The organism is Flavobacterium chilense, from assembly GCF_001602525.1.
GTDB lineage: Bacteria > Bacteroidota > Bacteroidia > Flavobacteriales > Flavobacteriaceae > Flavobacterium > Flavobacterium chilense.
In genome coordinates, this window is record NZ_LSYT01000001.1 from 518,864 (window position 1) to 545,534 (window position 26,671).

A 26,671-nucleotide genomic window follows, 5' to 3' on the forward strand; every position below is an offset into this window, starting at 1 on the left:
TTGTTTTTCCTACTCTTTAAGCTTTTCAGATTACGCTTTTAACTTGATTGAATTAACTGATCTTAATTCAAACGATTGTCGTCTAAGTTAAAAATAAAAAGGTAATATTCGTACAAAAAAGTAAAAAAAAATATTCCTTAAAAAACTCATTTTAAAAAAGTTATATATATCAAAGAAGCTTTCTTTTAGTTTATAAAGATGTCATTTGGATAATTATTTAAAAACAAGAAACCCGACAAGTTGTGATAACCTGTCGGGTTTACTGAACTTCTTATCGAAGTTTTTATTTCGAAATTTATTCGATAATATTAGAAGTCGTTACATAAAAATCTTTATCTACTTCAAGTGTACGCTTTTCATCTGTTGTTTTTTCAGATTGCCATTCGGTTGTTGGTTTTAACCAGGTTTCAACTCCGTTTAATTTTACTCTTACCGGCATGTCGAATTTAGTTACACAGTTTGTCCAGTGATATCCGAAAGTTCCGTTTTTAAACATATATTCAAAAACAGGAACTTTAGTTGTCGTCAAATATTGAGCAAATACTCTGTTGAAATTGATTCCGGATTGTGTATTAATATAATCCTGAATTTCTTTACCCGTAACAGTTTGATGATAAAAAGTTTTATTTAAGCCTCTTAAAATTGATTTCCATTTTGCATCGTCGTTGATAATCTGACGAATCATGTGCAACATATTGGCTCCTTTTGGATACATATCGCCAGAACCTTCATTATTTACATCATAATACCCAATGATAGGTTTATCGTTATGAATGTTACGTCTGCTTCCTATTACATATTCTGCTCCGGCATCTTTTCCATAATAAAACTCAACAAACAAACTTTCAGAATAATTGGTAAAACTTTCGTGAACCCACATATCTGCAATGTCTTTATAAGTAATGTTATTGGCAAACCATTCGTGTCCTGATTCATGAATAATAATAAAATCAAATTTTAATCCCCAACCAGTTCCACTCAAATCTTTTCCACGGTACCCCATTTTGTAATCATTACCATAAGTTACACTACTTTGGTGCTCCATACCCAAATAAGGTGCTTCGACCAATTTATAGCTGTCTTCATAAAAAGGATATGGTCCAAACCAGTTTTCAAACGCTTTTAGCATTCTTGGTGCGTCTTTAAAATGTTCTTTTGCAATGGCTAAATTGTCTCTTAAAACATAATAGCTGCAATCTAAATCTCCTTTTTCTCCTTTATATTTCTCTGAAAAGTTAACGTAATCTCCAATGTTAATATTTACACCATAATTATTAATTGGATTGGCAACATACCAATTGAAGGTTTTTGTTCCGTCTTTTTCTTTTTTAACACTTTGTAGTCTTCCGTTTGAAACATCAGTCAAATCTCCCGGAACATTTACACTAATTAGCATATTCTCTACTTCGTCATACATATGATCTTTGTTTGGCCACCAAACGCTGGCGCCCAATCCCTGACAAGATGAAGCAATAAAGTCTTTTCCGTTTTTATCTTTTTTCCAGGTAATTCCACCATCCCATGGCGGATTAACTGCTTCTTTAGGTTTTCCTCCAAATGAGATTACGATTTCTTTCGTTTCCCCTACTTTTTGACTGGCAATTAAATCGATAAAAAAAGCATTTCCGTCTCTTTCAAATTTCAATTCTTTTCCGTCTTGTGTTACTTTGTAAATCTGCATTGGTTGCTGCAAATCGATCTGCATCTTGTTATAAGCAGTTAAAACAGTATAACGAACCGTATTTGAGCCCGTAATGGTTTTATCTTTCGGATTTACTTTAACATCTAAATGATAGTATTTTAAATCCCACCAGGCTCTTTCTTTTGTAATGCTTCCGCGTAAAGTGTCCTGATGAGTAAAAACCGTTTCTGACTTATTAAGAAGTCCTTGTGCATTGGCCGTAAAACCAAACAAAAAGGCGATAAAAACGCCACCAAAGTATTTTTTCATACGAAGTAAATATTTCTTTCGATCAAAATAAATAAGCTATTTTAATCCGCTTAAACTTCAACAAATGTAAACATTCAAATCAAGTTTTAATGAGTTTTAAAATAGCTAATGGAAAAATATAATGTTAAAATTTGCCTATTCTTTTCTATTTTAGCAAATCCAAAATCATTTAGACTTTCATGAAAATCAGAAAAATAACCACCGTTTTATGTTTCCTGTGTTCGATAATGCATTATGCTCAAACTATTCCTGTACACAAAATAAATGAGAATTTAACCATTGACGGAGATTTATCAGACTGGAAAACTTCTTTTTTGGGCCCGTTTGTGGTTCATGATTCCGGCAAAAAAGCAACTCAGGATACTTTTGTCTCACTTACGTGGAATGATGAAAATCTTTATATCGCTTATCGTGTTCTGGATTCTAAAATAACAGGAAAACCTCAGAAAAAAGATTCTCAGATTTTTAATACAGATGATTTGGTTGAAGTTTTTATTGATCCTGACGGTGATGGTCAAAATTATGTAGAAATTGGAGTTAATGCTTTTTCGTCTTATTACGATATGTTGCTTAAATGTATTTCGCCAAATTGTGGCGGCTGGAATACTTCTATCGATTTTGATATTCCGGGAATTGAAGCTCAAAGTAAAATAACTCCCGAAGGTTTTACTACAGAAATCAAAATACCTTTTTCTGGTCTGGAAACTATTAAAAACGGCAATTTTACAAAGCCAAAAATTGGCTCAAAATGGAAAGGAAATACTTTTAGAATTGATTACGGTAACACAACAGAATATCTTGCTTTACAACCGTATAAGAGTTTACAATTTGGTTTTCATCAGCCACAGGAATTTGCAGTTTTTGAGTTTGTGGAGTGATTTTGATATATAATGCAGATGACGCAGATTTTTACTGTATATTGTTTATAATATAAATTACCAAGTTTTGTCAGACTGAGCGAAGTCGAAGTCCTGCAAAGTGATTCAGCAAACGGACTTCGACTTCGCTCAGTCTGACAAGATTGTCTTACTTTTGGCGCTCCTTTAAAACTTCAACAACATCATTCAACTGAAAGCCTTTTGCCTGAAGCAGAATCAAGTAATGAAAAAGTAAATCGGCACTTTCGCTTAAAAACAAATCATCATTGTCATCTTTGGCTTCAATAACCACTTCTACAGCTTCTTCGCCTACTTTTTGAGCAATTTTATTGATTCCTTTTTCGAATAATGAAGCAACATAACTTTTCTCTGAATCTGCATTTTCTCTTCTCGTTTTTATTGTATTTTCCAAACTCGAAATAAAACCATAATTAGGCACATTTGCTTCCTGCCAACAAGTATCTGCTCCTGTATGACACGTTGGTCCAACTGGTTTTGCCTGAATTAAAAGTGTGTCGCCGTCACAATCATTTTTGATATCTACCAGATTCAGAAAATTTCCACTCTCCTCGCCTTTTGTCCAGAGCCTTTGTTTTGAACGGCTAAAAAAAGTTACTTTTTGTGTTTCTATTGTTTTTTGGAGCGATTCTTCGTTCATATACCCCAGCATCAAAACATTTTTTGTTTCTGAATCCTGAATAATTGCCGGAATTAATCCGTGTGCGCTTTTAATATCTATTTCCATAATTTTAGTCTAAAGTTGTAAAGCCGAAAGTCTTAAAGTCAAAACTATGATCGAACTTTTATATTGTTTTTTTTTATTTTCCAGATTTAAACCTTGTGTCTTTCTTCTTGACTCGATTCCTAAAGCCTAACTTCAATATCATTTTTTCTAAGTTCTTCTTTCAAAGCCTTAATCTCGATTTCTTTAAAGTGAAAAACACTCGCAGCCAAAGCCGCATCAGCTTTTCCTTCTTTAAATGAGTCTACAAAATGTTGCATATTTCCTGCACCTCCAGAAGCAATAACCGGAATATTGATCAATTCTGATAATCGGGCCAAAGCTTCGTTTGCAAAGCCATTTTTAGTTCCGTCGTTATCCATTGATGTAAATAGAATTTCTCCCGCACCACGTTCAGCGACTTCAACAGCCCAATCGAACAAGTTAAGTTCTGTTGGTACTTTTCCTCCAACCAAATGTACGATCCATTGTCCGTCGATTTGTTTGGCATCAATTGCCACTACAACACACTGACTTCCAAATTTCTGAGCCAAATCATTGATTAACTGCGGATTTTTAACAGCTGATGAATTTATCGAAACTTTATCTGCACCGTTATTCAACAGAATTTCTACATCTTCTACAGATGAAATTCCACCTCCAACCGTAAATGGAATGTTGATTTTCTCCGCAACACTTCTCACCATATTGACCAGTGTTTTTCGTCGTTCTTCTGTAGCTGAAATATCCAGAAAAACCAATTCATCTGCACCTTCTGCAGAGTAAATTTCCGCCAGTTCTACCGGATCTCCGGCATCACGCAGGTCAACGAAATTAACCCCTTTTACGGTTCTTCCGTTTTTTATATCTAAACAGGGTATGATTCTTTTTGCAAGCATTTTTCTTTTTTGTTAAATGTTAGATGTAAGATGTGAAATGGTATTTTGCAAAAGCTTCATCTTTCATTTCACAATTCGCTTTTTACATTTTACCAATAAAATAGTTTTCAAGTTGCTTTAATGTAATTCTGCCTTCGTAAATTGCTTTTCCGATTATCGTTCCTTCACAACCTAATTCGGCTAGTTTTGGCAATTCGTCAAAAGTAGAAATTCCTCCTGAAGCGATTAGTTTTACACCTTTTGCTTCTGCTAAAATTTTACTGTATAAATCAAAGCTTGGACCTTCCAGCATTCCGTCTTTTGCAATATCGGTACAAATAACGTACTGAATTCCTTTGGTTTGATAATCCTGAATAAACGGAATCAAATCTTCATTTGATTCTTCCAACCAGCCAGAAACCGCTATTTTTTCGTCTTTAGCATCAGCTCCAAGAATTATTTTATCTGAACCGTATTCTGAAATCCATTTTTCGAAAATTACTCGATTTTTCACGGCAATACTTCCTCCGGTAATTTGATTTGCACCGCTTTCAAAAGCAATTCTTAAATCATCATCTGATTTTAATCCGCCTCCAAAATCGATTTTTAATCCGGTTTGTGTCGCAATTTGCTCCAATATTTTATAATTGACAATTTTACTTGATTTTGCGCCGTCCAAATCTACTAAATGTAAATATTCGATTCCGTGTGCTTCGAATGATTTCGCTACTTCCAACGGATTTTCGTTGTAAATTATCTTAGTATCATAATCTCCTTTGGATAAACGAACGCATTTTCCGTCAATAATATCTATGGCTGGTATTATTCTCATATTTTATTAGTCTTAAAGTTTGAAAGTCGAAAGTCTTAAAGTCTTTTTCTGATTTTCAAAAAATTGATATTTTGATTGGTATTGATTTTCGAAATTGAAATTTTACATTTTTAAAAAATTCCCAAGAATCTTTTCTCCAATTTCACCACTTTTTTCCGGGTGAAACTGAGTTCCGTAAAAATTATCTTTCTGTAAAGCCGATGCATATTCTACTTCGTAATTTGTTGTAGCGATTGTTTCTTTACAATTTGGCGCATAAAAACTATGTACCAAATACATAAATTCATTCTCTGAAATGCCTTTAAACAAATCCGATTTTAGATCATAAATCTGATTCCATCCCATTTGCGGCACTTTTACTTTGTTAGAGAATCTGATCACATCAACATCAAAAATCCCTAATCCTTTCGTATTACCTTCTTCAGATGAATTACACATTAATTGCATTCCAAGGCAAATTCCCAAAACAGGTTGTTTCAAATTCGGAATCAGGCTGTCTAAACCGCTTTCCCGAAGTTTAAACATTGCTGAGCTCGCCTCGCCTACACCGGGAAATATCACTTTATCTGCTGACTGGATTTCGTCCGGATTATTACTCAAAACAGCTTTAAAACCTAATCTTTCAATAGCAAACATAATGCTTTGAATATTTCCTGCTCCGTAATTTATAATTACTATTTTCATTTAATTTTAGTCTTAAAGTCTAAAGTCTAAAGTCTTAAAGTCACTCTTTGATATCCATAATTTGGAATCTTTAGACTTTATGACTTTCAACTTTCGACTCAATTAAAGCATTCCTTTCGTCGAAGGCAAAATCATTTTTTCAGTGTCTCTTTTTACAGCTACTTTTATGGCTTTTGCGAAAGCTTTAAAAATAGCTTCAATTTTATGATGTTCATTGGTTCCTTCGGCTTTTATGTTGATGTTTGCTTTGGCTCCGTCAGAGAACGATTTAAAGAAATGGTAAAACATTTCAGTTGGCATCTTACCTACCATTTCGCGTTTAAACTCGGTTTCCCAAACTAACCAGTTTCTTCCACCAAAATCAATCGCAACCTGCGCTAAACAATCATCCATTGGCAAGCAGAATCCGTAACGTTCGATTCCTAATTTGTTTCCTAATGCTTTCGCGAAAACTTCTCCAAGAGCAATTGCGGTATCTTCGATTGTGTGGTGTTCATCTACTTCTAAATCACCTTTTACCAAAATCTCCAAATCCATTTGACCGTGACGCGAAATCTGATCTAACATATGATCGAAAAAAGCAATTCCGGTTTCGATTTTACTTTTTCCTGTTCCGTCCAGATTTAGATTGATAAAAATATCTGTTTCATTGGTTTTACGTGTAATCGAAGCTGAACGTGCTTCTAATTTCAAAAACTCATATATTTCTTTCCAACTCATCGTTTGAAGAATAATCGTTTCGTCTAATTCTTCTCTTTTTGAGGATATTTCGTTACTCCCAATTCCGTCATTATCATTAATAAAGATCGCTTTTGCACCAAGGTTTTTCGCCAATTCAACATCCGTTAAGCGATCTCCTAAAACAAAAGAATTTGCCAGATCATAATTCGGATTATTAATATACTTGGTCAACATTCCGGTTCTTGGCTTGCGTGTTGGTGCATTATCTTCCGGAAATGATCTGTCGATAAAAATATCATCAAACAAAACACCTTCGTTTTCAAAAGCTTTTAGAATGAAATTTTGTGTTGGCCAAAACGTATCTTCAGGAAAACTATCTGTTCCTAATCCGTCCTGATTCGTGACCATTGCTAATTCGTAATCTAATTCGTTGGCTATTTTTGCCAGGTATTGAAAAGCTTTTGGATAAAACTCTATTTTCTCCAAAGCATCTAATTGATAATTTTCTGGTTCTAACACAATCGTTCCGTCACGATCGATAAAAAGTACTTTTTTCATAGTTTATTTATATTTTGGGCGTGTCCCTCCGGGTCGGGCTTTCAGCTGTATCTTTTGTTCGTTTCTCTTCACAAAAGGATGCCGCCTCTATCCCTCACGCAAAACGTTTTTCGACATATTTTTTGGTCTGCTACGAATTACACTAATTATTTTTAGATTTAAAAATCAAAACGAAATCTGCTTTAATCTGCCAAATCTGCGTGAAAAAATCATTTTAATCATTGTAATAATCTGTAGCTTATATCATTTCAATAGCTTCAATTCTTTAATTAAAACTGCATTTTCTTCCGGAATACCAATTGTAAAACGAAGACAATTTTCGCATAATGGCTGCGTGGTTCTGTTACGAATTACAATTCCTTTTGCAATTAATTCATCATATCTTTTATTGGCATCATCAACTTTTACAAGAACAAAATTAGCTTCTGTAGGATATACTTTTTCAACAAAATCAATATCAAGTAACACTTTAAGTAACTCCTCTCTTTGCTCAATAATAGAAATAATTTCTTGTTTTATTCTATCTGAATCATTCAACCTGCTTATCGCTCTTTGCTGAGTTAATTCATTTACATTGTAAGGAGGTTTTATTTTATTTAAAATCGAAATCACTGCTTCAGAAGCATAACAAATTCCTAAACGAATTCCCGCCAAACCATACGCTTTTGACAAAGTTTGTGTAATGACCAAATTTGGATATTCGTCGATTTCTGTTAACCAGCTTTCCTTATCCGAAAAATCAATATAAGCTTCATCAATTACAACCAAACCTTTAAAGTTTTGAAGTAATTTCACCACACTTTCATCCGAAAAAGAATTTCCTGTTGGATTATTAGGCGAGCATAAAAAGATGATTTTTGTATTGTCATCAACAGCATCTAAAATTTTCTCTACATCTGGCTGAAAATCACTAGAAAGCAATACTTCCCTATTTTCAACTGCATTGATATTCGCCAGAACACTGTACATTCCATAAGTTGGCGGCAGTGAAATAATGTTATCTGTTTTAGGTTCACAGAAAGCTCTGAAAAGCAAATCCAAAACTTCATCACTTCCGTTTCCTAATAAAATCTGATTTGATTTTACGTTATTATTTTTAGCCAAAATTGCTTTAACCGAATTTTGTTGCGGATCCGGATAACGATTTACGCCATTTTGAAACGGATTTTCATTGGCATCCAAAAAAATCATTTCGGCAGTATCAAAATCTTCAAATTCATCTCTTGCTGACGAATATGGTTTTAAAGATTTTACGTTTTCACGTGTTATTGTATTTATATCGAATTTCATTTTTTTTATTTTATGAGGAGAGCAAAGAGTCAAGATGCAAGAAAATAGACTAAAATCTAATCCACTAACTCTTTCATCTTACTTCTTGCTTCTATATTCTATTTTCTTTATTCTAAACTCTTCAATCTCAAAGTAACTGCGTTTTTATGCGCTTGTAAACCTTCGGCTTCAGCCATAACTTCAATTGCTTTACCAATGTTTTGAATTCCTTTTTCAGATATTTTCTGAAACGTCATGGATTTCATAAAACTATCCAGGTTTACACCACTGTAATTCTTGGCATATCCGTTAGTTGGCAATGTATGATTGGTTCCCGAAGCATAATCTCCAGCACTTTCAGGAGTATAATTTCCAATAAAAACCGAACCTGCATTTACAATTCCGTTACAATAGAAATCATCATATTCAGAGCAAATAATAAAGTGCTCCGGACCATATTCATTAATTAATTCTAATGCTACCTGATCGTTTTCTACATAGATTAATTTTGAATTTTCGATTGCTTTTTGAGCGATCGCTTTTCTGGGAAGAACTTCTAGTTGAGACTGAATTTCTATTTCTACTTCATTAATCAGTTTTTTTGAAGTCGAAACCAAAATTACCTGACTATCTGTTCCGTGTTCTGCCTGAGACAATAAATCAGATGCTACAAAAGCCGGAACTGCTGTATCATCAGCGACTACCAACAATTCTGAAGGTCCTGCAGGCATATCAATCGCAACGCCATATTGTGTTGCCAATTGTTTTGCTACGGTTACGAACTGATTTCCGGGCCCAAAGATTTTGTAAACTTTTGGGATTGATTTCGTTCCAAATGTCATCCCTGCAATTGCCTGGATTCCGCCAACTTTCAAAATTTTAGTCACTCCGCATAAATTAGCAGCATATAAAATTGCAGCATTAATTTTTCCGGTTTTATCCGGTGGAGAGCATAACACAATTTCTTTACAACCAGCAATTTCAGCAGGAACTGCAAGCATTAAAACGGTTGAAAACAAAGGAGCTGTTCCGCCCGGAATATACAACCCAATTTTTTGAATGGGTCTTTTTTCCTGCCAGCAATTTACACCTTCAATCGTTTCGACTGAAATTCTATCTGTTTTTTGGGCATTATGAAATTTATAGATATTTTCTTTTGCTAACTGAATGGCTTCTTTTAATTCTGCTGAAATAGAATTAATAGCTTCCTGAATTTCTTTATCCGAAACTTCGTAATTCTCTAAAGAGATTCCGTCAAATATCGAAGTGTATTTGGCAACTGCTTCATCTCCTTTTTTCTGTACTTCTTTGAATATTTCTTTTACCGTAACTTCGATATCATCGATTGTTTTGGTTGGTCTTTTTAATATTTCTGACCAGGTATCTGGTTTTGGATTGTCTATTTTATTCATTTCTTTTAATGCTTTATGCTATAAGCTATAGGCTTTAAGCTTTTTTAACTTTTTCATTTTTAGGCTTAAAGCGTAATGCTTGAAGCCTAAAGCGGGCGAAGCCCTAAAGAACCATTTTCTCGATTGGACAAACTAAAATTCCTTCTGCCCCTGCTTCTTTTAATTTATCGATTACATCCCAGAAGGTATCTTTATCAATTACAGAGTGAACACTACTCCAGCCTTCCTGAGCTAATGGTAAAACGGTTAAGCTGCGTAAAACGGGTAAGATTTTTCCAATTTCCTCTATTTTATCGTTTGGCACATTCATCAAAATATATTTTGAATTTCGTGCTCTCAAAACTGACTGAATCCTGAACTTTAAAGTATCAATATGTTTTTGTATTTCCGGTGAAACCTTAGGAGAAACAGCCAAAACAGCTTCACTTTTAAGGATTACTTCTACTTCTCGAAGGTTGTTTTTGAATAAAGTACTTCCACTTGAAACGATGTCTACAATGGCATCTGCAAGACCAATATTTGGGGCAATTTCTACAGAACCTGAAATTTGGTGAATATCAACTGTTAATCCAAATGATTTAAAATATTCGTTAACGGTATTAGGATAAGAGGTTGCTACTCGCAATCCTGATAAATCCTGAATAGAGTTGTATTCGAATGTTTTAGGAACTGCTACTGAAACTTTGCATTTTGAGAATCCTAATTTTTGAATCACTTCAATGTTTCTTCCTTTTTCTACCAGTAAATTATCGCCCACAATGGCAAGATCTACTACTCCGTCAATTAAATACTGTGGAATATCCGAGTTTCGAAGGTATAAAACTTCTAAAGGAAAATTAGAGGCTTCGGCTTTTAACTGATCGTTTCCATTGTTGATCGAAATGCCACAATCTTTTAGAATTTGAATGCTGTCTTCGTTTAAACGACCTGATTTTTGAATTGCAATTTTTAACGTACTCATTTTTTAGTTTTTTTTGGATTAATAGTTTGAGTACAAAGAATTGGTATAAAAAAACCCGTTTGATGTACTCAAACGGGTTTTAAAATATGATGATTTACACGCATACCATTAACACATCGCCTGAGAGCAATAATGAAAATGATGATGATGTAATTGAGTTGAAATCATTGTTTGGTTTGTTTTATAATTCTTTGATTCGGTTGCAAATATACTAGTTAATTTGATAAAAAAGCAATTTTTAATTTAACTTAACTATAGTTTATTGTTAAAAAAAATAATCAGGCTCATTTTTATTAGCCTTTTCGGGTTTATTCTAACGATTTCATATTTTCATCAAAAGTCAGTGTAACTGTTGTTCCCACTCCTATTTCACTGTCAATTTTAAATTCAATATTGAGCAGTTCCGTAATACGTTTTACAATAGATAATCCTAATCCTGTACCTTTAATTTCGGGATGTTCGGTTGAATTTGATCTAAAGAAAGGAATGACTATTGCTTCGAGATCTTGTTTTGCAATTCCGATTCCGTTATCTGAGATTTTACAAATTGTTTTTTCGTTTTGTTTTGAAAGTGAAATTATAACTTGTCCGCCTTCGTTAGTATATTTAATTGCATTCGAGACAATATTTCTTATAATTGTAATGACTAAAAAGTTATCTGATTTGATATAATAATCCGCCTGGGTATTAAATTTTACTTTGATTTTTTGATTGTTTATTTTCTCCGAATTCAATCTTAAAACATCCAGAATTAAAGAGTTTAAGTAAACCGATTCTGAATTGATGTTCTTTTTCTGATTTTCAAATCTCGCCATTAATAGGAGCTGATCTACCAAAGTATTTAAATGATCTACTTCATTAATACAATAATGTATTTTATCTTCATATTCCTTATTATCACGGGGTTTACGAATCAAAACTTCTAGCGTTCCTTTAATAACCGTTAATGGCGTTCTTAATTCGTGTGAAGCATCAGATGTAAACTGTTTTTCTCGTTCGATGGCATCTTCTATCCGATTTAAAAGATTGTTTATGGTTTTAGAAAGTGTATACAATTCGTCCCGCGTTCTGGGCAGCGGAATACGTGTTTTTAAATTGTCTTTTGTAATTATTTTCGATGTATTTATTATGGCATTGATGGGTTTTATGCTACGTCCGGCAAAAAAGCGGGCTACAAAAAACAGCAATAATAAAATTCCTAAAAAAGACAAACTCATTATATCAAACAAATTGTTGAGTACCATTTTTGAGTCTGCCAATGACATCGCGACTATAACATATCCTATTTTTTTGCCTTTAAGATGTAACGGAACCTGAATTTGCCTGATGGCATGATCTCCCATTTTGGTATCAAATAATTCAAAGTCTTCAACTGAATCATTAAAACGGAGCGATTCTGTTTTTAGGTTTGGTGCTTTTTCGATGATTTTTTTATTGACATCTAAAAACTCTACAAAAACAGGATTTACATCTACCGTATTGTGTTCGCGCTCATTCCATTCTTCTTCATCAATCAGGATGATTTTATCTCCAACCTGTTTTACTTCGTCGAGATGATTTTGTATTTCTACATGAATATTTTCATCAATATGACTGTAAACTGTGTGTTTTACAATAGAATAAATTACAAAAAAAACCACCAGAATCAGCAATCCTGTGGTGATAATATAATTTAAGGCAATTCTGTTTTTAAAGGATAATTGCAACATTTATAAATCGTTAGCGATATATCCAATACCGCGAATTGTTTTAATATAATCTTCTTCAATTTTTAAATTGAGTTTTTTTCGAATGGCATTTATAAAAACATCAATTACTCCGGTATCGTATTCAAAATTGATTTCCCAAACGTCTTTTAAAATCTGATTTCGGGTACAAACTTTTCCTTTGTTCTGAATTAGATAGGTTAATAATTCAAATTCTCGTTGTGTAAGCGATACTTCTTCTTCATTTTTGAGTACAATATGTTTCGATAAATCGATTTTAATTGTTCCTAAAGTTAAGATTTCAGATTTTTTTTGATTTCTAAAATGAATTTTAACACGTTCTACCAATTCTTCAAAACTAAAAGGCTTTTTGATATAATCGTTGGCTCCGGCTTTTAAGCCTTCTATGGTTTCCTGAACAGTATCTTTTGCTGTTAAAAAGATAATTGGAGTTGTCTGATCTTTGATTCTAATGGCTTTACATAAATCCAGACCATTAATTTTTGGGATCATCCAGTCGAGTAGAATCAAATCAAAGTGCTGCTCCTGAATCAATTCAAAACCTTTAGAACCGTCATTTGCAGTGGTAATCTGGTAACCTTCTTCCTGCAGACCCTGCTGCAAAAACTGGACGATACCTATTTCATCTTCGACTATTAAAATGTGCATTATTGTTTAATTAAGATTAAAATTTGATTTTTTCTATCCTCAAAGATAAAAATTTTGCTTCAGAAACTCTTAAAACACTATCAATAGAATAAAAATTACTATCTTAAGCAAATATTAATATAAAGTTAAGAAACCTTAAAGTGTTACTTAATCAAGAACTAATTTTTAGAGATTAATTTTGTATGAAAAACAACCCCATGAATTTTTACAAAAAACTGTCCCCATTTTACAATCTTGCACTCTTTTATTTTATTGTAAGTTTTGTACTACGAATTGTTTTATTCTTTCATCCTATAACTCAAAGTTCCTTTACTTTTTTTGAAAGCCTGAAAATCTTCACTTTAGGACTTGTTTCTGATTTTTTTGTTTTTGTGGTTGCCAGTATTTTTTTATGGCTCTATTTAATTTTTATTTCTAATTCTAAATACAACAAACCTTCCGGCTATATTATTCTGGGTATTTTCACTGCCTTATTCATTTATGTTGCTTCCGGAAAAAGCATTGTTCATGAATATGGAGGTGCGTTGCCTGAAATTGTTTTAATTTTTCTGGGCATCAAAACAGCTCTTTTTGCTCTTTTGCTTTTTCTTCCAAAACTAAGGGATAAAATCAGATATTGGTTATTTGCTTTTGTAATTTTCTTATATGTTTTACTTATTCTTCAAAACGGATTGAGTGAGTATTTCTTTTGGAATGAGTTTGGTGTAAAATATAATTTCATTGCTGTAAATTATCTTATTTACACGAATGAGGTAATTGGAAATATTATGCAGTCTTATCCGGTAATTCCAATATTTTCCGCCTTATTTCTGATAACCGGAATTTTCACTTATTTTATTCTAAAAAGATCCAGAAATTATATTGACAATATTCCGTCTTTGACTGAAAAATTAAAAATTTCCGGGGTTTATATTGTTTTGTTTTTGATCTCATTGTTTGCAATTCCAACTTTAGCCAAAACGGAAAACTCTAAAAATGTTTTTGTTAATGAATTACAGGCTAACGGCATCTATAAGTTTTATCTGGCTTTTCAGAACAACAAACTGGATTATTTTAAATTCTACAAAACGCTTCCGGATCAGGAAGCTTTTGCTCTTTTAAAACAGCAGATTTCTGGTATTTCAGGACAAACTACAATGCGAACGATAACTAGTGATTCTGTTGAAAATCATAAAAATGTGGTTTTGATTACAATCGAAAGTTATAGTGCTGAGTTTATGAAAATGTATGGAAATAAGGATAATATTACTCCTTTTTTAGACAGCCTTGCGCAAAAAAGTATGCAGTTTACTAATTTGTATGCTGCAGGTAATCGTACAGTACGCGGACTTGAGGCGGTAACTTTATGTTTGCCTCCAACTGCAGGCGAAAGTGTTGTAAAAAGAGAGGACAATAAAAATAAGTTTTCTACCGGTTCTATCTTTAAACAAAAAGGATACAGCGTTAAATATATGTATGGTGGTGACGCTTTTTTTGATAATATGCAGGATTTTTATTCCGGAAACGGTTATGAGATTGTAGACAAATCAAGCTTTACTCCTGAAGAAATAACTTTTTCAAATGTTTGGGGTGTTTGCGATGAAGACATGTACAATAAGGCAATCAAGGTGATGAACGCTGAAGCGAAAGAGAATAAGCCGTTTTTTAATCATATTATGACGGTGAGTAACCACAGACCATTTACGTATCCGAATAATAAAATTGATATTCCGGGTGATATTAAATCTCGTGATGGTGGTGTAAAATACACGGATTATTCATTGAAAAAATTCTTTGAAATGGCAAGCAAACAAGAATGGTTCAAAAATACTGTTTTTGTTATTGTTGCAGATCATTGTGCATCAAGTGCCGGAAAAACTGAACTTCCGTTGGACAAATACAGAATTCCTGCCTTTATCTATATTCCTGATGCAAAACCAGAAAAACACAATCAGTTAATGTCGCAAATTGACCTTATGCCGACTCTTTTTGGATTATTGAATTTTAGCTACGAAAGTAAGTTTTATGGTCAGGATGTTTTAAAACCGGATTATAAACCCAGAGCATTTATTGCTACATATCAGGATTTAGGCTTGATTAAGGATAATGTTTTGACGGTTTTATCACCAAAACAACAGGTAAAACAATTTGATTTACAAATAAATACAAAACTCGGAATTGCTCCTGAATATCAAATTGATTTTAATGAGATTCCGATGAAAGCAGATAGAACTGATTTAATTAAGGAAACTATTTCTTTTTATCAAACAGCCTCGGATATGCTGAAACATAAAAAGTATCAGAGGTAGTTTATTGCTCCCTTTTGATTTGTGAGTGTATATAAAACGTATGTTTCTTTTGAAAACAAATGTCTTAGCCCTGATGGAAGCGATATCCTTTTATTTTTTTCTTTAAAAAATAAAAGATACTAGCGGACAGCAGGAAATAGCTACTAACGCTTCTGATTAATTTAATAATAAATTAAAAGCCCCAAACTCATTCGAATTTGGGGCTTTTAATTTATGAAATAAGACTATTTTTTTAGTCGTTTTGGTTTTTCATTCCAAATAGATTTCCTTGTTGAAACAATTTTAAATCATCTTTTAAGGCCTGATTGTTTCTTTGTGTAACTGCTGGTGCATCTAAGTCACTTAAATCTGGTTTCCCTGCATTTACCCATGCTGTATACCAAAAACTTGCGGTTGCTGTAATAGCTTTTCTCATTTGAGTTTCAACCATTCCGTTTAATTGTTCGTGTAGTTTTTTAGCATATTCATCAGAGAAAACCGGTGTGTTGTATTTGCTTTTCAATACTTTTCCGTCAGCATCCATTTTAAAAACCTGATTTTCCGGAGTTGCCGTTCTTAGCTTTTTATCAATATCTAATAATGGTTTAGCTAAACTATGGGTATCATTGATCATATCCCAGACTGCTTTATGAACATCATCATAATACTGTGCCTGTGGAACATTTAATTTGTAATTTTTAGCAAACAATTCAGGAAGTCTGCTTTCCCAAAGTGAATGAATTCCTTTTTGGTCGCTCAATTGTCCGTCATGATTTGCAGAAGTATGTAATGGCATGTGAGCATCACCTATATAATGACCTAAATCTGCAGCAAGGAATAAAATTTCTGCTCTGTTTTTATCTTTAAAAGCTTTAGTTAACTTTACCATCATGTCTTCGATATACCAAGGTAAAATTCCGTTATCATTAAGGAACTTAGCGTTGTATTTTTTCTTTGCTTCTTCCATGGTTTTTGGCAAAGTATCAACAGACCCAAAATTTTCCATATCAAAATAATGTCTTGGATTTTCATCTTTGTAATTCAAGGCATATTTACGAATATCCGGTACAGAAGCTTCTTGTGTAATAAAATCGATATGGTTGTAAAAGAAAATCTGAAGTGGATGTGGCAGAGCCATAACTGCAGCTTTGTTAATACGTTCGTGACCCACAATTCCCCAGGATAATGTCAAAAAACCAATTGCTAATGCGAATAATGCAATTAGTCTTGGTTTCATTTTAAAGTTTTTCATTTTTGTTTTTTTATTAGAGGGGTCAAATTTACCTTATTTAAATATAATTCGAAAGAATACTAATTAATATTCTGCTAATTTAATTTTATTTGGTTTTCAAACCTTTTTTTTGACATTAGTTCATATTAAAAGTTTCTTTGTAAATTCGTCTTACTTTTTACTTTTAAAATTTAAATTATGCGCCTGATTCGCCTGACTATTCTTTTCTTAATATACTCTTCTATCGCTACAGCACAAGATATTGTGCAATTAAAAAATGTTAATGATACTATTTTAAATACCAAAAGAACATTGCAAATGCCTGATCCGCTGGATCCGGTAAAAACAATGCAAAAATTATTTCCGGGCAAATTATACCATCTTTCGGATCGTAATACTTTTATTAGCTGGAATTGTAAAAATTGCAAAACTACTTCTTATGTTGATGTTAATGGTGTTGAAGGTGATCAGCTATTTCCTTACAGCAGAGGTGTTGCGACAAGATTGCTTTCTAATCTTGATTATACGGACTCTAAAGGAAATCAGTTTAAATTATTGCTTTTTAATCACTCTGAATATGATGAAGACGGGCTACAAACCAGCAGATTTTCTGGTGGTCTTGTAGGTGTTGCCAAGTTTGCCAAAAATGATAAAGTGTGGCAAATGAGATCTTTTCAGCCTGGTGTTGCTGCATTTGGTGCATTTGCCCAGGCTCCAAATGCTAAACTTGTTGAAATTGGTGAAGATCAATATGCTTTTACTTTTTTACATGTAAATGGCGGTGCTGGTGGTCCTTTTGAAGGCATTCTTTATCTTGTTGCCGGATTTGATGGTAAATACCAACCTATTATGGAAGTCTACGATTATCAGCTTACAAATGTTGAAAGTGTAAAATGGTCCAGTTCTTATACGGTGGTGAATGACAATACTAAAAAGCATTTTAGGGATATTGTTATTAAAACAAATGGTTCGTTTAATAAGGCTGCGCAAGCTAAAGATGAATTTGAAGTAAATTTACCAGAAGAAATTGCTGCAATGGCTAAATCTAAAAAACAGTTTAATTTTGAAATTGAAAAACGTTTCTCATTTAAAGGCAAACTATATAAAATGATTGAAAAGCCAATTGTTAAGTTCTCTAATGTAAAATAAATCTGTTTTCTTTTAGTGAAAATATAATATCGATACCAAAGCTAAACCTGCAATAAACATCCACAGAAAAACTCCCTGAAGCAAAGGCTTTACTCCTACTGATTTTAAGGTATTTATATTTAAAGTGGCTCCAATCAAAAACAAGGTTATGGTTAAACCAATTTTGGCAATAGTAACAACATAAGGCGCAATAACAGTTGTTGCTGGAACATAAGTATTTAAAAGCATGGCCAGAATAAACAAGCCAATGAAATAAGGAACCTTAATTTTTGAGTTTTTATTTTTGAATATTACAGCGGTTAAAAGAGAAATTGGAATTATCCATAAGGCTCTGGCTAGTTTTACAGTTGTAGCGATTTGCAAAGCCTCGGCTCCATATTTGTTGGCCGCTCCTACAACTGAGCTTGTATCATGAATGGCTATGGCACACCATAAACCAAAATCTTTTTGAGATAAATCAAGCTGATGACCGATAAATGGAAAAACAAATAAGGCTATTGAATTTAGAATAAAAATTACACCTAACGCAATTGAGGTTTGATTTTCGTTTGATTTAATTACCGGAGAGATTGCTGCAATAGCACTTCCGCCACAAATTGCGGTTCCGCATGAAATTAAGTGAGATGTTTTTTTATCAGTTTTAAGCCATTTGCCTAAAAATGTTCCTAATAGCAAGGTACTGAAGATAGATAGTATTGTTAACACAAAACCTTCTTTTCCAGCTGAAAGTGCGCTTGTGGCATTCATTCCGAAACCTAAACCTACAACTGAAAATTGCAGCAAATATGTAATGGCTTTGTTATTGAATTCTACAAATGGATTTCCAAATACATTGACCATAATCACTCCTAACAATAAAGCAATTGGAGGAGAAATGATCGAAAATAAACATAATGCAATTATTAAAGCAAAAATTGCTTGTTGAATATAGAGATTAACTTCTAATAAATGTGTCGTTGGGTGTTGTTTTGTTTTCAAAATAATGAATTTGATATTTCGTTACAAAGGTCTGTCGTTTATACCATAATCACTAATCGTAAAAAACAATCGACTATAACTCTAAGTTATAATAAGACGAAAGATTTTGAATAAACAGCTCTGATAATGAATCTGATTTACCTAATAAAGTGATGACATAAAAATATCTGTCTATAGCTAAATTGGCAACATCCAAAACCATTAATTCATTATTTTTAAGCTCTTTACTTACTGCATGTATTGACATAAAAGCTAAACAATCTGAGTTTAACAAATAAGATTTTATACTTTCTGTGGATCCTAACTGCATTTCGATTTGTAAATCGGTTATTTTAAGATCGAGTTGTTTTAAAGCATATTCTATAACTTCAAGTGTTCCTGAGCCACGTTCGCGGGTAATAAATTTCATTGATTTTAAATCTTCTAATGAAATTTCATTTTGTTTTGCAAAAGGATTTTTAGTATTACAAACCAAAACTAATTCGTCTTTTAGAAACGGAATGTATTTTATTGATTGGTTTCTGGATTGTCCTTCGACTATTCCAATTTCTATTTCTTTATTAATTAAAGCATTCTCAATTTGTTCTGTATTTCCATTGAGCAAATTAACTTTTATATCTTTTTGTTTTTGGTGAAAACGTGCCAAAACCGGAGAAATAAGATACTGAGCAATTGTAGTGCTTGCTCCTAGTCTCAACAAACCCTTACGTTCGTTAATAAACGAACTCATATCAAAGTCGATTTCGCGATAGATTTCGAAGATACTTTTAGTGTGTTTAAGTAAAATCTCACCCGCTGGTGTTAAGGCTATTTTAGAACCGTTTCGCTCAAAAAGTTTAGTTTTATAAGTTTCTTCAAGTTCCTGAATGTGTTTTGAAACTGCTGGCTGGGAAATATATAATTCTGTTGCTGCTTTTGTAAAATTAAGACGAAGTGCAACGGTGTGAAATACTTTTAGCCTAAAATCCATAATTATAGTTTTTTTTGTTTCAAGTTTCAAGTTTAAAGTTTCAGGTTTCAGATTAATCAAAAACTCTGAACCTTTGCCCCTATGAATCTCTGCAACTTTTTAAAGTAAACCATTATATTTTCTAACAAACCACTCAGTCGTTAAGAAAGTTGCAATAAAAATTAGCAGCCAAACCCAATCAATTAAAGGAGTTTTTGTTGAAACATTCTTTTCGATTGATTTATATTCTTTATTTTCTAAGAGTTGTTGAATTAGATCATCAGCCTGATTTTCAAAAAAAGCTTTTCCATTGGTTTGCAAAGCAAGTTGTTTCAATTTTGCAACGTCAGGATTTACAAATTGTTTTTCAATATCAAAATCTAAAATCTCAAAATGACTGGAATAAGAAGTATTTGTATTTAACTCTTTTACGGTAAAATTATATTTGCCTGTAGCTAATCCGTCGAGATTTACAGAGAAAGAATTATTACCTTTTAACAGATCATAATTTTTGGATTGTTTTGTTTCGGCGTTTGTAACTGTAATAGTAAGCCTGGCTTTTTCGTCAAATTCATAATTTTTATTGAAATACTGCGCGTTGATTACTATGGCTTCTCCTGAATTATAAAAACTTTCATGCGTTACTACCAAAGATTTCCTTGAAGTTGTTGAAGCCAGATATTGAATAATCTTATCTACAAATACATCATATTTTTCAAATGACTGATTGTCTATATGACTTTGTAAACGCCATTTCCAGCTATTTTCTCCTAAAAGAAAAGCGGTTCGTTTTTCCTGATTTTCGGCGAAAGCCAGCAAAGGAGCATTTGTTGCAACATTTCTGATTTTAGATGAAAGCAAAACAGATACATTTCCGTTTGTTGTAATGGTTCCAAATAGATTTTGTAATGGAGGGAAGTTTTCAAAACCAATATTATCTATCGCAAATAAATTAAACTGAGACTGAAACTCGGATAAATAATCTTCTCTTTGTCCGCTCATTTTAAAAACCAAATTATTTTGTTGTTGGTTTAAAAAATTAAAATCGGTGTTGGTTCCTGTTATTATAAAGGTGTTGATTCCTGCTAATTTGTTGTTATCAAAAATAGGTTTAAAAGCGGTAGTTGGCTGATATAAAACCAAAACAGACACTTCCTGCAACTGACTAATATCATTTGGTTTAACCAAAATTACTTTACGCTGTGTATTAACTTCAATTGAACGTTTTAAAGCTGCAATGTCGGGATGATTTATAGAAGAAACTATTGCAATTGTTGACTTTTGATCAATAACTTCAACTGCAAAATTTTTGATATTGTTGTAGCCGTTTTTTTCTTTTGAACCAGATGAAATACTGGCTTTATAAATTTGTAATCCTACCTTATCAGCAGGTAAAAGTAAATTTAAAGTGGCTGTTTTTTTAGAAGCTGAAAAAGAAACTTTCTCCTTTGCTACTACAGTATTTCCTTGTGTAATGGTAAAATCAGCATTTGTACTTTTATCTCCGGCATATTGTAAAAATACTTCTACCGGAAATTTATTTTTATGAAAAGCGTACTTATTTACGTTAAGCTGATTGATTTTTAGATCAAGAAAAGTAGTTGTATCTCCTACAACCAAAGGATAAACTTTATTAACAGGATCAAAACGATATACATAATCGTTTCCTGTAGTCTGATTTCCGTCTGTAATAATAACTGTTGGAAAAATCAGATTTTTATTGATGCTTTTTAAGTTTTTGGCAACTTCGTCAAGATTGGTTTGCTTTCCTTTAAAATCAAATTTATCTGAAGGCTTAAAATCAGCATCAAATTCATAAGACTGAATTTCAAATTTTTCTTTAAGCGCCGGATTCGAAATTAATTTTTGATATAATTCTGTCGCTTTTTTATCTGATTTTAAAGCTGTAATAGAGCTTGAGTTGTCAACTGCAATTGCCAAAGGTATTTTGGTAATTTCCAGCGAATTTTTAGTCATTATGGGGTTTATCAATAAAACCAATAGTCCAAAAATAGCCAGGAAACGTAAAAAAGCCAAAAACCAAATCACATTGGATTTGTTTTTGGCTTTAAAAAAATATTGAAAATACGATAACCCACCCGCTATTACTAAAGAAAGTAATAATAATAGAATCGTGTTTGTAGTCATATATATTCTGTTTATAGTTTTGAGTTTATAGTTTTTGGTTGTAGAACAATAAACAACAAACCATCAACAATTAACTTATTAGGTAAGCATTCCTCCGCATACATTTAGTACTTGTCCGGTAATATAAGCACTCATGTCTGAAGCCAGGAAAAGACAAGCATTTGCAACGTCTTCTGTAGTTCCGCCACGTTTTAACGGAATTCCGTCTCTCCATCCTTTTACTACATCTTCCGGTAATTTTGCGGTCATTTCAGTTTCGATAAATCCCGGAGCAATTGCATTACAACGAATATTACGAGAACCTAATTCTAATGCTACTGATTTTGTAAAACCAATTGCACCTGCTTTAGAAGCTGCATAATTTGTTTGTCCTGCATTTCCGGAAACCCCTACTACAGAACTGATATTGATAATAGAACCTGCACGTTGTTTTAAAAATGTCTTCTGAATGGCTTTTGTCATGTTAAAAACTGACTTTAAGTTTACATCAATAACCTGATCAAAATCAGCTTCAGACATACGCATTAACAAATTATCTTTTGTAATTCCTGCGTTATTAATTAAAATATCAACTGTTCCAAAATCAGCCAAAACAGCATCTACAAAAGTTTGTGCTTCATTAAAATCGGCTGCATTCGATTGGTATCCTTTTGCTTTTACTCCTAAACCGTTTAATTCGGCTTCAAGAGCCTGAGCCGATTCTACAGATGAGCTATAAGTAAAAGCTACATTTGCTCCATGTTTAGCAAAAACTTCAGCAATTCCTCTTCCAATTCCGCGGCTTGCGCCAGTAATGATAGCTACTTTTCCTTCTAGTAATTTCATATTAAGGTATTCGTTTTTATTTTTTGAAATACAAATATAGAGTATTTGACCGTTTAATAAAATTTGTAATCTAAAATTTGACTTATAATCTTCGTTATACTTAAAACAAAAAAACAGCTCAAAAAATTGAGCTGTTTAATTCAAAATAAAAATAAAATAAAATAAAAATTAATTTATCACATATGATGTCATCCTAAAGCTACTAGATGCACTTGTAAAAGTGTAAATAACATTACTATATGTAATTTTAAAATTTTCTTTTTTAACATACAGTCCTTTTGCATTTGTAAATTGATCATCAATTTCTTTTAAGTAACTAGGAGTGCTTGTGATTCCTCCAGCCCAAAAATCATGTGTAAGAATTATAGTTTTATTTACAGCATCTTCTGTTGATTTTACAACATGATTTATAGATGCTTTTCCTCCATTGAAATTATAACTAATATAAGTCTGATTTGCAGTTGTATTAAAATACAGATAAATGCTGGCAATTGACTGGTTTGCTGGTAATGCTGCATTTGCTCTGGCTACTAAATATCTAAAATAATCCGTTGTGGTAGGAGCTGTAGCTAAATTAGCCGGGATATAACCAAAATATTTATAAGGATTACCTTTTCCACTTAATAAAAGTTTGTAATCATCCGTTATTGTAGGTGGCGCATTTGTATACTTAATTGTTGCACTAACTCCATTTGTTCCTGTAGCAATAAAATTATTAGTTGCACTGTCATAAACAAAATTAGTAAGTTTCTGACCTTTTACTATAACTGGAAGTTTTGAAACAGCACCTGTTGGTGTAAATGCAAAGTCTAAATCATAGGCTTCTAAACTACCTGGTTCTAAAGATGTTGCCGTACCAAAACGAGCGTTAGCATTGTAGTCAAAATCAAATTTATGGATTGCGGTTCCATCATTTGTTTCTAACAATCGATATAATGGACTAAACATGTCGCCAGTTATGTTCTTAATAATTGGCGTATTTTTAGGTAAATCAGTCCAGTCTTTTGCTGTTGCTTTTACAAAACGCAACTCATAACCATTCCTGTTAGTTTTAAAAATGATATCACCATTTTTTTGTCCATAATAAAAAAACTGAAAATCTCCTAAATAACCTTTTGCCTTAAGTGCCGCTGTTGGATAATTATTCGCATCAGATAAAAGATGTATTCTGTTTTGTGTTGTAAAAACCAAACTTACAGTGCTTCCTACCTGAATATCATATTGACTTGTATAGGTATTTGTATCACTATTAAAATCTGATGCCATATCAACTTTTTTTCCAGGTAAAAATTTAAACAAATGTGTCCATCCTCCTAACTGTGTACTATCTGTATAATAAACCGCTTTCCATCCTTCTGATGATGAAAGTAGCACATCATTTAGCTCTTTTTGACGACTACTTAGTCGATCAGTAGCATTTTGATCAAATTTAGCCTCTACTTCAGGGCTTGTACATGACGCCAATAGCAAAACTGCCAAAGAAATCATTAAGTACGTGTATATATTTTTTGCTTTCATAATATTGATTTTTATAAAAAAATTATTGTCCTTAATTATTAATTACAGCATCTGTATTTTTTTGAGCTTCATCTCTTAAAGCATAAAAGTCCATATTAAAAGCATCTTTATAGTATTTTACTACAAGTGCTTCTTTTGCTTTAATATTCGCTTTTGCAGTAGCATCTGTAACACCAGCTAACAGAGCGTCCCATTCTGCTTTTGAACTCGTTAATATTGTAGAAGCCGTTTCAGCAAAATCTTCATAAATGTTTAGTCGTGCATAACTTGTTACAAAACCTAATGATCTTGAAGTAGCAGTTGCTTCTGTATACCAGCTTGAAGTATATCCTGATGGAGTTAACTTTGACCAGGCCTGCTCATCAAAAGGTTTAGTCTGGTTTAAAATATGCACATATTCATGCTGAATAGTATGAATAAATTCTGTTACCCATGCTCGGTCTTTTTTGTTCAGATAATCTACCTGAAAAAGAGTAATTTTCTGACCACCTTCTGCAAGACCTAATGTTACTGTATTGTTTGTATTTAAATTAACACCTCCAACAAGTACAAATTCTCTGGGTGCAATTTTCTTAACAAAATTTACTCCTCCAATAGTGGTATAACTATCAATCCAGATTTTTTTAACCACTTCCATTGCCGGCTGAACTTTTGCTCCTTGAGGAGGGTATAAATACTTACTGTTGTCAACCAGATTTTGATTCCACTCATAATATACATTAATATTATATGGGTCTAAGAAAGTAGTACCAATCCATTTATCTAAATCTGTTTTAGCCGGTGCAGAAAAATCAAATTGACTTTCTTTTGGCTGAGTCTCCTGAGCGCAAGAAGCAAGAAGCAAAACTCCTGCTATCATTACTGTTTTGTATATTTTTACTATTTTCATACTATTTACTATTAAAAATTTATCTAGGATTTTTTTCAATACCATTATCAGATGCTCTAAGCGGAATTTGTAATGCTCTTCGTTTATCATCTTTTTCTAAAACATTATTTCGTACCACTTTACCAAATTGAAGTGTGTTGTGTACCACTACAAGATTAAAACGTTTAATATCAAACCATCTAAGACCTTCACGGATAAAATCTTTTCTTCTAGCTTCAGCAATAGCCTTAATGTAAGTAGCCTGAGTTGGAGTTAAATCGTAGAAAGGTGTAAATTCATTAGCTATTACAGGATATTTAGCAGCTACAATAGTTTCATTCAATTTGTCTGTTGTAGCGTTGTAACCTGATGTTCTGGTTCCTAAAAAGTAACCTAATTCAGTATTAGCTTCTGCCATTCTATTTTTCATTACTAACGCCTCAATACGATTCAGGTACAATTCGTCATTACTAAATAATACTGTTGCCGTGTATGGATTACCAGTACGTGATGTTAAATTAGTATACTTAAAATATTCATAAAGTTTTGGTACTCCTACTATCATACCACTATACCATTGGATTCGGGCACTGATTAGATTTTGTTTTCCCCACATATTGGCAGAAGTTCCTAATATCTCATCTGATCTGTTTCCTGCAAGAGCGAATCTGTATGCACCTGCTCTGTTTGCAATCGAATACGGGTAGTCTATCAATAAATTAGTTTCTTGTTCTGCTTTTGAGTATTCAATAGGCATTTGAGCAAAAGCAACAGCATTAAAAGCTGTATAATTTCTAATGTTTATTGGCTTGGAACCAAGGCTTTCTGAAAATTCAAGTACTTTGTCCCAGTCTCCTTTTATTAAGTAAAAACGACAAGCAAAAGCTTTTGCTGCATTAATATTAAAATGGTATTTAGGCTCTTTATACTCATTGGTTAAATATTTCATACCTTCTTTAATATCCTGCTCTACAAAGTCAAAAACTTCTTTAACTGTATTACGCTTGTATTGTGCCAACAAAACTGTTTCAGGTTTTGTAATATAAGGAACCCCTAAATCTGTTGAAGCAGTTGACGGGTTGTAGCGGTTTGCCCATAACGAAACAAGCATAAAATGATTGTAAGCTCTTGCGAGTAACGCTTCTCCTTTTTGTGGATTCAGGCTAGCCGGATTTCCTAATTTTTCAATAGCATCCAAGGCTTGATTTGCAGCAGCAATTGCTGCATACGACCCTGTCCAGAATGAGTTTTCACTGTCGGTATCAATTTGGGTTTGCATTTCCCAGTTGAAACTGTCTTGATTTTTCTTATCTGTAGTTGTAATCTCAGTATCGAATACATTATCTGACATTGCTTCAGCTATTGCAAAATAAGTAGCAGTAGGATAAGCTGTAACTAATAATTCTGATATTTTTTCAGGAGTATCAATTTGTGTTCTGTTATCTGGTACTTCTGAAAGAAAATTATCACAACTGCTAAAACCAAGCAGTACTACTAATGATAGTGTTATTTTTATATTTTTCATAATCAATTTTATT

Annotated in this window: 22 protein-coding genes; 3 read left to right on the forward strand and 19 right to left on the reverse strand. The window is 32.7% G+C overall.

Annotation, left to right across the window (positions count from 1 at the left end):
• Positions 1–295 precede the first annotated feature (295 nt).
• Positions 296–1,951, reverse strand: coding sequence for a M1 family metallopeptidase (locus A4F88_RS02135; protein ID WP_068840884.1), 1,656 nt, complete (start codon positions 1,949–1,951; stop codon positions 296–298).
• Positions 1,952–2,130: 179 nt separating this feature from the next.
• On the opposite strand from A4F88_RS02135, the gene A4F88_RS02140 reads away from it, so the two are divergent.
• The gene (locus A4F88_RS02140) at positions 2,131–2,829 is read left to right on the forward strand and encodes a carbohydrate-binding family 9-like protein (RefSeq protein ID WP_068840885.1); all 699 of its coding nucleotides are present in this window, start codon (positions 2,131–2,133) and stop codon (positions 2,827–2,829) included.
• Positions 2,830–2,977: 148 nt separating this feature from the next.
• On the opposite strand, the gene hisIE is transcribed toward A4F88_RS02140, so the two are convergent.
• The 10 genes from hisIE to A4F88_RS02190 form a co-directional block, all read right to left on the reverse strand.
• A complete protein-coding gene (gene hisIE, locus A4F88_RS02145; RefSeq protein WP_068840886.1) occupies positions 2,978–3,574 on the reverse strand; it encodes a bifunctional phosphoribosyl-AMP cyclohydrolase/phosphoribosyl-ATP diphosphatase HisIE in 597 nt (198 codons plus the stop codon).
• A gap of 119 nt (positions 3,575–3,693) precedes the next feature.
• A complete protein-coding gene (gene hisF / locus A4F88_RS02150; RefSeq protein WP_068840887.1) occupies positions 3,694–4,449 on the reverse strand; it encodes an imidazole glycerol phosphate synthase subunit HisF in 756 nt (251 codons plus the stop codon).
• Between the two features lie 82 nt (positions 4,450–4,531).
• On the reverse strand, positions 4,532–5,260 hold the full coding sequence (gene hisA / locus A4F88_RS02155) for a 1-(5-phosphoribosyl)-5-[(5-phosphoribosylamino)methylideneamino]imidazole-4-carboxamide isomerase (protein WP_068840888.1): 729 nt from the start codon (positions 5,258–5,260) through the stop codon (positions 4,532–4,534).
• Between the two features lie 102 nt (positions 5,261–5,362).
• On the reverse strand, positions 5,363–5,944 hold the full coding sequence (gene hisH / locus A4F88_RS02160; RefSeq protein ID WP_068840889.1) for an imidazole glycerol phosphate synthase subunit HisH: 582 nt from the start codon (positions 5,942–5,944) through the stop codon (positions 5,363–5,365).
• A 102-nt stretch (positions 5,945–6,046) separates the two neighbouring features.
• Entirely contained in the window at positions 6,047–7,183 is a 1,137-nt protein-coding gene (hisB, locus tag A4F88_RS02165; protein WP_068840890.1) for a bifunctional histidinol-phosphatase/imidazoleglycerol-phosphate dehydratase HisB, read from the reverse strand.
• Positions 7,184–7,426: 243 nt separating this feature from the next.
• Complete coding sequence (gene hisC / locus A4F88_RS02170) at positions 7,427–8,473, reverse strand: histidinol-phosphate transaminase (RefSeq protein WP_068840891.1); 1,047 nt, start codon at positions 8,471–8,473, stop codon at positions 7,427–7,429.
• A gap of 107 nt (positions 8,474–8,580) precedes the next feature.
• Positions 8,581–9,864, reverse strand: coding sequence for a histidinol dehydrogenase (gene hisD, locus A4F88_RS02175; RefSeq protein ID WP_068840892.1), 1,284 nt, complete (start codon positions 9,862–9,864; stop codon positions 8,581–8,583).
• Between the two features lie 103 nt (positions 9,865–9,967).
• Positions 9,968–10,825, reverse strand: coding sequence for an ATP phosphoribosyltransferase (gene hisG, locus A4F88_RS02180; RefSeq protein ID WP_068840893.1), 858 nt, complete (start codon positions 10,823–10,825; stop codon positions 9,968–9,970).
• Between the two features lie 308 nt (positions 10,826–11,133).
• The gene (locus A4F88_RS02185) at positions 11,134–12,534 is read right to left on the reverse strand and encodes a sensor histidine kinase (protein ID WP_068840894.1); all 1,401 of its coding nucleotides are present in this window, start codon (positions 12,532–12,534) and stop codon (positions 11,134–11,136) included.
• The gene (locus A4F88_RS02190) at positions 12,535–13,200 is read right to left on the reverse strand and encodes a response regulator transcription factor (protein ID WP_068840895.1); all 666 of its coding nucleotides are present in this window, start codon (positions 13,198–13,200) and stop codon (positions 12,535–12,537) included.
• Between the two features lie 197 nt (positions 13,201–13,397).
• Here A4F88_RS02190 and A4F88_RS02195 point away from each other — a divergent pair, with 197 nt between their 5' ends.
• Positions 13,398–15,488, forward strand: coding sequence for an LTA synthase family protein (locus A4F88_RS02195; RefSeq protein ID WP_068840896.1), 2,091 nt, complete (start codon positions 13,398–13,400; stop codon positions 15,486–15,488).
• 232 nt (positions 15,489–15,720) lie between these two features.
• Here A4F88_RS02195 and A4F88_RS02200 read toward each other — a convergent pair whose 3' ends face one another.
• Positions 15,721–16,719, reverse strand: coding sequence for a zinc dependent phospholipase C family protein (locus A4F88_RS02200; RefSeq protein WP_068840897.1), 999 nt, complete (start codon positions 16,717–16,719; stop codon positions 15,721–15,723).
• Positions 16,720–16,896: 177 nt separating this feature from the next.
• On the opposite strand from A4F88_RS02200, the gene A4F88_RS02205 reads away from it, so the two are divergent.
• Complete coding sequence (locus tag A4F88_RS02205; RefSeq protein ID WP_068840898.1) at positions 16,897–17,847, forward strand: hypothetical protein; 951 nt, start codon at positions 16,897–16,899, stop codon at positions 17,845–17,847.
• A 12-nt stretch (positions 17,848–17,859) separates the two neighbouring features.
• On the opposite strand, the gene A4F88_RS02210 is transcribed toward A4F88_RS02205, so the two are convergent.
• From A4F88_RS02210 to A4F88_RS02240, 7 genes are all read right to left on the reverse strand, one after another.
• Positions 17,860–18,825 (reverse strand): YeiH family protein, encoded by a 966-nt coding sequence (locus tag A4F88_RS02210; RefSeq protein ID WP_068840899.1) that lies wholly within the window; start codon positions 18,823–18,825, stop codon positions 17,860–17,862.
• 73 nt (positions 18,826–18,898) lie between these two features.
• Entirely contained in the window at positions 18,899–19,795 is an 897-nt protein-coding gene (locus tag A4F88_RS02215; RefSeq protein WP_068841436.1) for a LysR family transcriptional regulator, read from the reverse strand.
• Positions 19,796–19,894: 99 nt separating this feature from the next.
• Positions 19,895–21,922: a hypothetical protein gene (locus tag A4F88_RS02220; RefSeq protein ID WP_068840900.1), complete on the reverse strand. Its 2,028-nt coding sequence runs from the start codon at positions 21,920–21,922 to the stop codon at positions 19,895–19,897.
• 78 nt (positions 21,923–22,000) lie between these two features.
• On the reverse strand, positions 22,001–22,747 hold the full coding sequence (gene fabG, locus A4F88_RS02225) for a 3-oxoacyl-[acyl-carrier-protein] reductase (RefSeq protein WP_068840901.1): 747 nt from the start codon (positions 22,745–22,747) through the stop codon (positions 22,001–22,003).
• 168 nt (positions 22,748–22,915) lie between these two features.
• Positions 22,916–24,265: a DUF4302 domain-containing protein gene (locus A4F88_RS02230; protein WP_068840902.1), complete on the reverse strand. Its 1,350-nt coding sequence runs from the start codon at positions 24,263–24,265 to the stop codon at positions 22,916–22,918.
• A 31-nt stretch (positions 24,266–24,296) separates the two neighbouring features.
• On the reverse strand, positions 24,297–25,154 hold the full coding sequence (locus A4F88_RS02235) for a zinc-binding metallopeptidase (RefSeq protein WP_068841437.1): 858 nt from the start codon (positions 25,152–25,154) through the stop codon (positions 24,297–24,299).
• A 19-nt stretch (positions 25,155–25,173) separates the two neighbouring features.
• Positions 25,174–26,658: a RagB/SusD family nutrient uptake outer membrane protein gene (locus tag A4F88_RS02240; RefSeq protein WP_068840903.1), complete on the reverse strand. Its 1,485-nt coding sequence runs from the start codon at positions 26,656–26,658 to the stop codon at positions 25,174–25,176.
• Positions 26,659–26,671 lie beyond the last annotated feature (13 nt).

What these genes read in the sequence shown, in the direction of transcription:
- A4F88_RS02140 (WP_068840885.1), top strand. Translation starts at nt 2,131, where the DNA reads ATGAAAATCAGAAAAATAACCACCGTTTTATGTTTCCTGTGTTCGATA.
- A4F88_RS02185 (WP_068840894.1), bottom strand. Translation starts at nt 12,534, where the DNA reads ATGTTGCAATTATCCTTTAAAAACAGAATTGCCTTAAATTATATTATC.
- A4F88_RS02230 (WP_068840902.1), bottom strand. Translation starts at nt 24,265, where the DNA reads ATGAAAGCAAAAAATATATACACGTACTTAATGATTTCTTTGGCAGTT.
- hisD (WP_068840892.1), bottom strand. Translation starts at nt 9,864, where the DNA reads ATGAATAAAATAGACAATCCAAAACCAGATACCTGGTCAGAAATATTA.
- A4F88_RS02195 (WP_068840896.1), top strand. Translation starts at nt 13,398, where the DNA reads ATGAATTTTTACAAAAAACTGTCCCCATTTTACAATCTTGCACTCTTT.
- hisB (WP_068840890.1), bottom strand. Translation starts at nt 7,183, where the DNA reads ATGAAAAAAGTACTTTTTATCGATCGTGACGGAACGATTGTGTTAGAA.
- hisC (WP_068840891.1), bottom strand. Translation starts at nt 8,473, where the DNA reads ATGAAATTCGATATAAATACAATAACACGTGAAAACGTAAAATCTTTA.
- hisF (WP_068840887.1), bottom strand. Translation starts at nt 4,449, where the DNA reads ATGCTTGCAAAAAGAATCATACCCTGTTTAGATATAAAAAACGGAAGA.
- fabG (WP_068840901.1), bottom strand. Translation starts at nt 22,747, where the DNA reads ATGAAATTACTAGAAGGAAAAGTAGCTATCATTACTGGCGCAAGCCGC.
- A4F88_RS02215 (WP_068841436.1), bottom strand. Translation starts at nt 19,795, where the DNA reads ATGGATTTTAGGCTAAAAGTATTTCACACCGTTGCACTTCGTCTTAAT.
- A4F88_RS02205 (WP_068840898.1), top strand. Translation starts at nt 16,897, where the DNA reads ATGCGCCTGATTCGCCTGACTATTCTTTTCTTAATATACTCTTCTATC.
- A4F88_RS02235 (WP_068841437.1), bottom strand. Translation starts at nt 25,154, where the DNA reads ATGAAAATAGTAAAAATATACAAAACAGTAATGATAGCAGGAGTTTTG.
- hisG (WP_068840893.1), bottom strand. Translation starts at nt 10,825, where the DNA reads ATGAGTACGTTAAAAATTGCAATTCAAAAATCAGGTCGTTTAAACGAA.
- hisIE (WP_068840886.1), bottom strand. Translation starts at nt 3,574, where the DNA reads ATGGAAATAGATATTAAAAGCGCACACGGATTAATTCCGGCAATTATT.
- A4F88_RS02240 (WP_068840903.1), bottom strand. Translation starts at nt 26,658, where the DNA reads ATGAAAAATATAAAAATAACACTATCATTAGTAGTACTGCTTGGTTTT.
- hisA (WP_068840888.1), bottom strand. Translation starts at nt 5,260, where the DNA reads ATGAGAATAATACCAGCCATAGATATTATTGACGGAAAATGCGTTCGT.
- A4F88_RS02200 (WP_068840897.1), bottom strand. Translation starts at nt 16,719, where the DNA reads ATGAAAAACTTTAAAATGAAACCAAGACTAATTGCATTATTCGCATTA.
- A4F88_RS02135 (WP_068840884.1), bottom strand. Translation starts at nt 1,951, where the DNA reads ATGAAAAAATACTTTGGTGGCGTTTTTATCGCCTTTTTGTTTGGTTTT.
- A4F88_RS02220 (WP_068840900.1), bottom strand. Translation starts at nt 21,922, where the DNA reads ATGACTACAAACACGATTCTATTATTATTACTTTCTTTAGTAATAGCG.
- A4F88_RS02190 (WP_068840895.1), bottom strand. Translation starts at nt 13,200, where the DNA reads ATGCACATTTTAATAGTCGAAGATGAAATAGGTATCGTCCAGTTTTTG.
- hisH (WP_068840889.1), bottom strand. Translation starts at nt 5,944, where the DNA reads ATGAAAATAGTAATTATAAATTACGGAGCAGGAAATATTCAAAGCATT.